The organism is Mariniflexile ostreae, assembly GCF_042427585.1.
GTDB classification, from domain to species: Bacteria; Bacteroidota; Bacteroidia; order Flavobacteriales; family Flavobacteriaceae; genus Pseudalgibacter; species Pseudalgibacter ostreae.
The window spans coordinates 1-7,148 of the sequence record NZ_JBHMFC010000050.1 but is presented as its reverse complement, the minus strand read 5'-3'; the positions used below and the strand labels follow the sequence as shown (position 1 = coordinate 7,148).

Sequence of the window (7,148 nt, the reverse complement as noted above, 5' to 3'; positions counted from 1 at the left end):
CTGGTTTCATAAGTGTGTAAAATTTAAAATTAATAAATAAAAAATCTCAGGCTAAATATTAACCTGAGATTTTAAAACTTACACACTTTATGAGATACTGCCTTAAACAAATAGTTAAAGTACTTTCCTTAATAGATTTTATAAACTTCTGCTTCTCTCTTTTTCATAAACCTGGTTTTGGTCTTATTGTTCATGTAATAACTCGTTTACACCATCGTAAAGTTAAATAAAAGCACAGTTTTAAATGGTAGATAAACCACACACGTTCCATGAATGTTTTATTTCAAACCATAGTTATCCATCAAATACACCAAAGCCGCCATCGTTGCCGCCCCAAGTTCTAATTCACGCTTATTTACAGCATCAAAAGTGTCCGTACTAGCATGATGATAATCAAAATACCGCTGACTATCGGTCCGTAAGCTTGCAAGAACATTCGAATTTGTTTTAAGAGGTCCTATGTTCGCATCGCTTGCTCCTTGCTCGAAATACTGCTGCAAATAGGGTTTAAATAATGGTTTCCAGCTTAGCACTAGATTATAATCTGCTTCCTTAGAGTCAAAACTAAAACCGCGGGGCATAAATCCTCCCGTATCACTTTCTAATGCAAAGATGTGATTTTCGTTTTTACTTTTCACTTCTTCTGCATATTTTAAGGCACCTCGTAATCCGTTCTCCTTATTCATAAATAAAACGATCCTAAGTGTTCTTTTAGGAGTGATCTTTATTTTTTTAAACAGACGTAAAACGTCCATAGATTGCACTACGCCTGCTCCATTGTCATGTGCGCCGTCGCCCAAATCCCAAGAATCTAAATGAGCGCCAACAACCACATACTCATTCGGGTATTCACTACCAGTAATCTCTCCGATAACATTATACGATTGAACATCTTCCAATTGCTTACAGCTTTGTTTAAAATAAAAATGAATAGTTTTATCCAATTTTAACATGGTACTTAATAGTTCGGCATCCTTGGTACTAATTGCTGCGGCCGGAATACGTTTTTCTACAGGCACACCCTCATAGCTCATAACGCCTGTGTGCGGAAATTCATCCAGTTTCAAGCTTAAAGACCTTATAATAACACCAACCGCACCGTACTTTGAAGCCTCTACAGCACCTTGATAACGTAAGTTTAAACCATCCCTATATGCCTCAAAAGGGTGTAAGAGATTGGCTTGCATAGGCCGATTATAGAACACTATTTTACCTTCTATATTTTCTTTACCCAAAGCCTTAAGCTGTTCAAACCCCTGTATTTCAACAACATGAGCTTTTAAACCAGCGGGAGAGGTGGCAATAGATCCACCTAAAGCACAAATATTAACAGAGGTTGTTTTTCCAGGGGTCGTTTCAATAAATGCATACTCCTTAGTACCGCGCACCCATTTTGGCACCATAACTGGCTGTAACCAAACCTTATCTAACCCTAAGCTATCCAACTCTTCTTTTGCCCAAGCCACCGCTTTCTCGGCATTGTAAGACCCTGATAGACGTCCGCCAATTTGGGTTGTTAAATAACTTAACCAATCGTAACTTTTACCGTTGGTCAAAGATTCTGAATATAGTTGTTTTAAAACCACTTCATCGGTTTGAGAATAAATGTTTAATGAAATAAAAAAAATAATAAATAGGGCTGTTTTCTTCATGTAAATAAGGTATAGTGCTTTAGGGATCCTTTTCCTAAAAGTGAGGTTTTAATAAAAATTATCTTAAGACTCACTATTTAACATTTGCCTATAGAGTTCTAAATTGGCTTTAATGTCATCATTAAGTTCTGGTTCTTTAATATCTGTATATGCCTTTAAAGTATCATACATAATTTTAGCGACAATATAGCGTGCAGTGGGCTTATCGTCTGCCGGAATATTATACCATGGTGCATGGGCTTTCGATGTTCTATTAATGGCATCCTCATAACAGTCTTGATAGACATCCCAAAGCTGGCGTTCTTTGATATCTGCAGGAGAAAACTTCCAGTTTTTTTCTTGTTTATCCAAGCGTCTCAGCAATCTTTTTCGTTGTTCTTCTTTAGATATGTTAAGATAAAATTTAAATATTATAGTACCGTTGTCTGCAATATGTTTTTCAAAGTTATTAATTTGTTCAAAACGCTTATCCCAAAAGGCGTCGTTAATATCATCAATAGACGTAACCGATGGGATTTTTTCACCCAAAATATAGTGTGGATGCACCCTAGTAACCAAAACATTTTCATAATGGGTTCTATTAAAAACCCCCAAATTTACCACGTTCTGGAAGTGCGATATAGTGCCTCCATAAATAATCGTGACCAAGTTCCAAATCGGTTGGCACCTTAAAACTATGAACCACGATACCTCGAGCATTAAAGCTTTTAAAGACTTCGCGCACCAAACTATCTTTTCCTGAAGTATCCATACCTTGCAAGCACACGAGTACACTGTACTTGTCATGAGCATACATGGTGTTTTGCAATTTTGCTAATTTTTTGCTGACTGATTTTAAAGCCTTTTCAGTTTTTTTCTTAGAAACTCCCAAATCATATTTAGAAGGTTGGTCCTTCTGCTTCATCTTTGTACTAATCCTAAAATCTGATGGCTTTATATTTTTCATGTATTTCTATTTTAAATTTATTTTCCATAAAGATACTAAAAGAATAAATTCAAAAAAACGAATGCTTATTTATAAAACTTCACTAAATTGGCGCCACCTACTTAATGTTATAAATCTAACTACCATGAAAAAAAATTACTTACTTTTTGTATTTATTGCTGTGTTTTCATTCTCGTATGGACAAGAGAATTGTTCTGGAGCTGATTCCGATTTAGTGTATGCTTATTCGCATATAAAATCGGCATACAATTCCAACAACATCTACCACTTAAAAGAGTATGCGTATAAATCTTTAGAAGCCTTTAAGCGTGCAAAACCCAAGTTAAAAGCTTGTGGTTGTGAAACCGCTTACAACAAAGTTTATGATGCCATAGAACTTTTAGAACAAGTGGAGAATGCAAACACCAATGAAGACGGTCGATTTTACGTGAAACGAACACGAGAAATTGCCAAAGCGTCTTTTACAGAAATGGACAAATGTACAGCGTTACTTGATCAAAAAACCTCTACCGCTGTTGCTGTACAGGAAGAAGATGTAGACTAAGCCTTCTCGCATGAATTAAATACCCATGAAGCGTCCGTTATTAACACGCGCACTTCATGGGTATCACCTTATTGTTATTATTATTATTATTTTGAAGCAAATAACCTTACATCATCTTCCGTCACTTCACGGCTTCCTAAAATGATTAAACGCTCCACCACATTTCGTAATTCTCTAATATTGCCCGTCCAATCATACTCTTGAAGCAATTTAATGGCCCCCTCAGAAAACACTTTCGCAGAGCTCCCTTGCTCTCCAGCGATTTTAGCGGCAAAATGGTTAATAAGAACAGGAATATCTTCACGTCTCTCATTCAATGTTGGCACATGAATTAAGATAACGGCCAATCTGTGATATAAATCTTCACGAAACCTTCCTTTTGAAATTTCTTTCTTTAAATCTTTATTGGTTGCCGCAATCACGCGCACATCTACCTTTATATCTTTGTCGCTACCTACACGTTGTATCCGGCTTTCTTGTAGAGCCCGTAACACTTTGGCTTGCGCAGACAAACTCATATCCCCTATTTCATCTAAAAAAATGGTGCTGCCATTAGCCGCTTCAAATTTACCAGCTCTATCTTTTACTGCACTTGTAAAAGCTCCTTTAACGTGGCCAAACAGTTCGCTTTCTATCAGTTCACTTGGAATGGCCGCACAATTCACTTCTATCATAGAAGCTTTTGCACGGTCGCTCTTTTGATGCAACCAATGTGCTACCAATTCTTTCCCCGTACCATTTGACCCCGTAATCAATACGCGGGCATCGGTATGTGCAACCTTTTCAATAATGTCCTTAATATGAGAAATGGCATCACTTGCTCCAATCATTTCGTAGTTCTTATCAACCTTCTTTTTTAAAAGTTTGTTCTCTACAACCAATTCTTTCCTGTCGAGCGCATGTCTTACCGTGTTTAAAAGTCTATTTAAATCTGGTGGCTTAGAAATATAATCAAAGGCCCCCATGCGCATGGTATTAACCGCTGTATCTAAATCTCCGTGACCAGAAATCATAACGATAGGAGTCTCTGGTTTTATCTTCTTAACCGCTTCCAACACCTCAACCCCATCCATTTTGGGCATTTTAATATCGCATAACACTAAGTCAAAATCTTCTTTTTTTATTTTTTCCAGACCTACCAATCCATCTTCAGCCTCATCGACTTCATAAGTTTCATTTTCTTCAGAAAGTATTTTTACCAGCACGCGTCTAATGCTTGCTTCGTCTTCAATTATTAAGATTTTAGGCATTTTTTTATTTATATTTTAAGTTTCATTTTTTAAACCGTATCCAAATAAGGATTTGCATTTAAAAATTAAGATTCATATGCGTTCTCTAATATAAGTTTAATATAAAAAGATTACCTAAGATAAACTAAGATAACCTATCCTTTTTATGAGTTCTATCTCATATCGGCTCAGGTATATTTATCTTTTTTAAAAAAAACTTAATGTTTAAGCAGTAAACACCATAGGGGCAAAACATTTAAAAGTATTCATTTCAATATCAATGCCATAGGGTTGTTATTTTTTTGGATTATGTTAATATTTAATCCACTTAATCAATTCCTTATAGCTCGGTTTTTTACCATACATCAATATACCTACCCGATATATTTTTGCAGCAAACCATACGGTTAATGTAAACGTACCAATTAGCAATAAAAAGGCTACTAATTGTTGCCAGAGTGGCACCCCAAAAGGAATGCGCATAAGCATCACTACAGGCGAAGTAAAAGGAATAAATGAAAAAATTACGGAAACCGCTCCATGGGGGTCTTCAATAACCGTAAATATTCCAACATAAACGGCTAGCATTAAAGGCACCAAAATGGGCCATATAAATTGCTGGGTATCGGTCTCATTATCTACAGCGGCACCAATGGCGGCATATAAAGAACTATATAATAAAAAACCTCCTATAAAAAACAGAACAAAAGCCACTATAAGATTGGCAATCGGTAAGTGATAAAAAGCCAGCATAACGTCTTGAACCTGGGCATTGATTTCTCCATTGGCCAAGTTCTGTTGCATTAATTGCTGTTGTGGCGACTGTATTTGTGCTACGTCTATATTAAAAACCACCGACACTATAGTAATCAACACACTACCTAAAATTAACCATACAAAAAATTGGGTAAGCCCGGCTAAAGACGTTCCTATAATTTTACCGAGCAACAACTGCGTAGGCTTTACAGATGATATAATAATTTCGATTATACGGCTGGTTTTTTCTTCAATAACACTTCGCATAATCATATTACCATAAATAATAATAAACATAAAAAGCAGATAGCCTGCAGCACCTCCAAAAATAAGTTTTACTATACTATCTATTTTAGAAGATTTTTCGCCAGCAAAATTTTCTTGAGCAATATTAACATGCATCCTTGAGTTTTTTATAATTTCAATGTCAACACCTTTTTTCTCTAAAATAAGGTTATTAAGCCTATAGTCCAGTTTAGATTCTAGGTTAGAAATAACACTTATTGAGGGCGACTCTTCAGAGTAAAATTTAATATGATGTGACAGCTCCTTAAGGTCTTCTTGGTTCTCTATATGCAACAAGCCATAGCCGGAAGTTTCCAAAACAAGTGTTTTGGCTTCCTCTAAAGACAGGCCCGTTAACCTATTGTAAGATAAGCCCTCGGTGTTTTCAAAAACATCCTCAACCAGTCCAGATTCATCTAAAATTGAAATAACACGCAAACTATCATTATTGAGCTGAGATAGATAAGCGACAAAGGTAATAAGCGCAATCATAATCATCGGACTTAAAAAAGTCATGATGATGAACGATTTATTTTTCACTTTTGTAAAATATTCACGCTTTATGATAAGAGGTAAGTGATTCATGCTTAATTATTCTTAACGGTTTGAATAAAAATGTCGTTTACGCTTGGTATCAACTCTACAAAGTGCGATACGTTTCCCTGAGCCATTAAATAATGCAGCAAATCGTTGGGCGTATGCTCTTCAGGTATTTTGATGTTGAGTTTCAAGTCGTTTTCCAAAGACTTAAAATGGGTTTGCGATACTTGAAATTTATCACTTAACGTGTTTAGCAATGCATTTTGGTCTGGAGCAACAATGCCCACCTCGTAAGTATTGGTTTTAAATTGTCGTTTTACGTCTATCAATTTACCTCCCAATATCTTGTTAGATTCGTGTAATAACGCAATATCATCACAAAGTTCTTCCACAGACTCCATTCTATGGGTTGAAAATATAACCGTAGCCCCATTTTCACGCAAACGCAAAATTTCATCTTTAATTAAATTTGCATTAATAGGATCAAATCCAGAAAAAGGCTCATCGAAAATCAACAGTTTAGGCTCGTGGAGCACGGTTACCACAAACTGTATTTTTTGCGCCATACCTTTAGAAAGCTCTTGAATTTTCTTGTTCCACCAATCTCCTATTTCCAATCTATCAAACCAATATTGCAGTCGGGTTTTGGCCTCTGTTTTACTCAAACCTTTTAATTGTGCTAAATAAAGGACCTGCTCGCCCACCTTCATACTCTTGTAAAGTCCGCGTTCTTCAGGCAAGTATCCTATATCTGATATATGGGAGCCGTTAAGCAAATCGCCATCTAACAAAACCTGGCCAGAATCGGGTATGGTAATTTGGTTTATAACTCTAATAAGCGTGGTTTTACCGGCTCCGTTAGGCCCTAATAATCCAAAAATACTTCCTTTTTCTACAGATAGTGAGATATTATTTAAAGCTTTAAAAGGCCCAAAACTTTTAGAAACAGCTTCAACTTCTAATATATTATGCATGGATGTTTTTATTGACAAATAATAAGTTGGTAAATATATTAAATGTTAGGAGAGCAATTTGACGCTTCTACATAAACTTGACGGTCTATGTGAAAAAAAAACAATGCATGCTAAAATGGGGTCAACGCAAAAAGTTGTGGAGTAACTAAAAAAGAAAGAACTTTGGAGCAAAAATTTCTATGTCCTCTGATTCACTTTTATCTATTGCCAATTTATTGCTTC

Annotated in this window: 5 protein-coding genes and 1 pseudogene; 1 reads left to right on the top strand and 5 read right to left on the bottom strand. The window is 35.9% G+C overall.

The features are described 5' to 3' along the window. Positions 1-278 precede the first annotated feature (278 nt). Together ACFFU9_RS10495 and ACFFU9_RS10490 are read right to left on the bottom strand one after the other, a co-directional pair. Positions 279-1,652 (bottom strand): M28 family peptidase, encoded by a 1,374-nt coding sequence (locus ACFFU9_RS10495; RefSeq protein ID WP_379861392.1) that lies wholly within the window; start codon positions 1,650-1,652, stop codon positions 279-281. A gap of 63 nt (positions 1,653-1,715) precedes the next feature. Further along, positions 1,716-2,598: pseudogene (locus tag ACFFU9_RS10490) on the bottom strand (PPK2 family polyphosphate kinase). A 124-nt stretch (positions 2,599-2,722) separates the two neighbouring features. On the opposite strand from ACFFU9_RS10490, the gene ACFFU9_RS10485 reads away from it, so the two are divergent. Beyond that, a complete protein-coding gene (locus ACFFU9_RS10485) occupies positions 2,723-3,142 on the top strand; it encodes a hypothetical protein (RefSeq protein WP_379861391.1) in 420 nt (139 codons plus the stop codon). Positions 3,143-3,228: 86 nt separating this feature from the next. Here ACFFU9_RS10485 and ACFFU9_RS10480 read toward each other — a convergent pair whose 3' ends face one another. The 3 genes from ACFFU9_RS10480 to ACFFU9_RS10470 form a co-directional block, all read right to left on the bottom strand. Next, entirely contained in the window at positions 3,229-4,392 is a 1,164-nt protein-coding gene (locus ACFFU9_RS10480) for a sigma-54-dependent transcriptional regulator (RefSeq protein ID WP_379861390.1), read from the bottom strand. A gap of 291 nt (positions 4,393-4,683) precedes the next feature. After that, complete coding sequence (locus ACFFU9_RS10475; RefSeq protein WP_379861389.1) at positions 4,684-5,997, bottom strand: ABC transporter permease; 1,314 nt, start codon at positions 5,995-5,997, stop codon at positions 4,684-4,686. A 2-nt stretch (positions 5,998-5,999) separates the two neighbouring features. Then, positions 6,000-6,926 (bottom strand): ABC transporter ATP-binding protein, encoded by a 927-nt coding sequence (locus tag ACFFU9_RS10470; RefSeq protein WP_379861388.1) that lies wholly within the window; start codon positions 6,924-6,926, stop codon positions 6,000-6,002. Positions 6,927-7,148 lie beyond the last annotated feature (222 nt).

What these genes read in the sequence shown, in the direction of transcription:
- ACFFU9_RS10495 (WP_379861392.1), bottom strand. Translation starts at nt 1,652, where the DNA reads ATGAAGAAAACAGCCCTATTTATTATTTTTTTTATTTCATTAAACATT.
- ACFFU9_RS10485 (WP_379861391.1), top strand. Translation starts at nt 2,723, where the DNA reads ATGAAAAAAAATTACTTACTTTTTGTATTTATTGCTGTGTTTTCATTC.
- ACFFU9_RS10480 (WP_379861390.1), bottom strand. Translation starts at nt 4,392, where the DNA reads ATGCCTAAAATCTTAATAATTGAAGACGAAGCAAGCATTAGACGCGTG.
- ACFFU9_RS10475 (WP_379861389.1), bottom strand. Translation starts at nt 5,997, where the DNA reads ATGAATCACTTACCTCTTATCATAAAGCGTGAATATTTTACAAAAGTG.
- ACFFU9_RS10470 (WP_379861388.1), bottom strand. Translation starts at nt 6,926, where the DNA reads ATGCATAATATATTAGAAGTTGAAGCTGTTTCTAAAAGTTTTGGGCCT.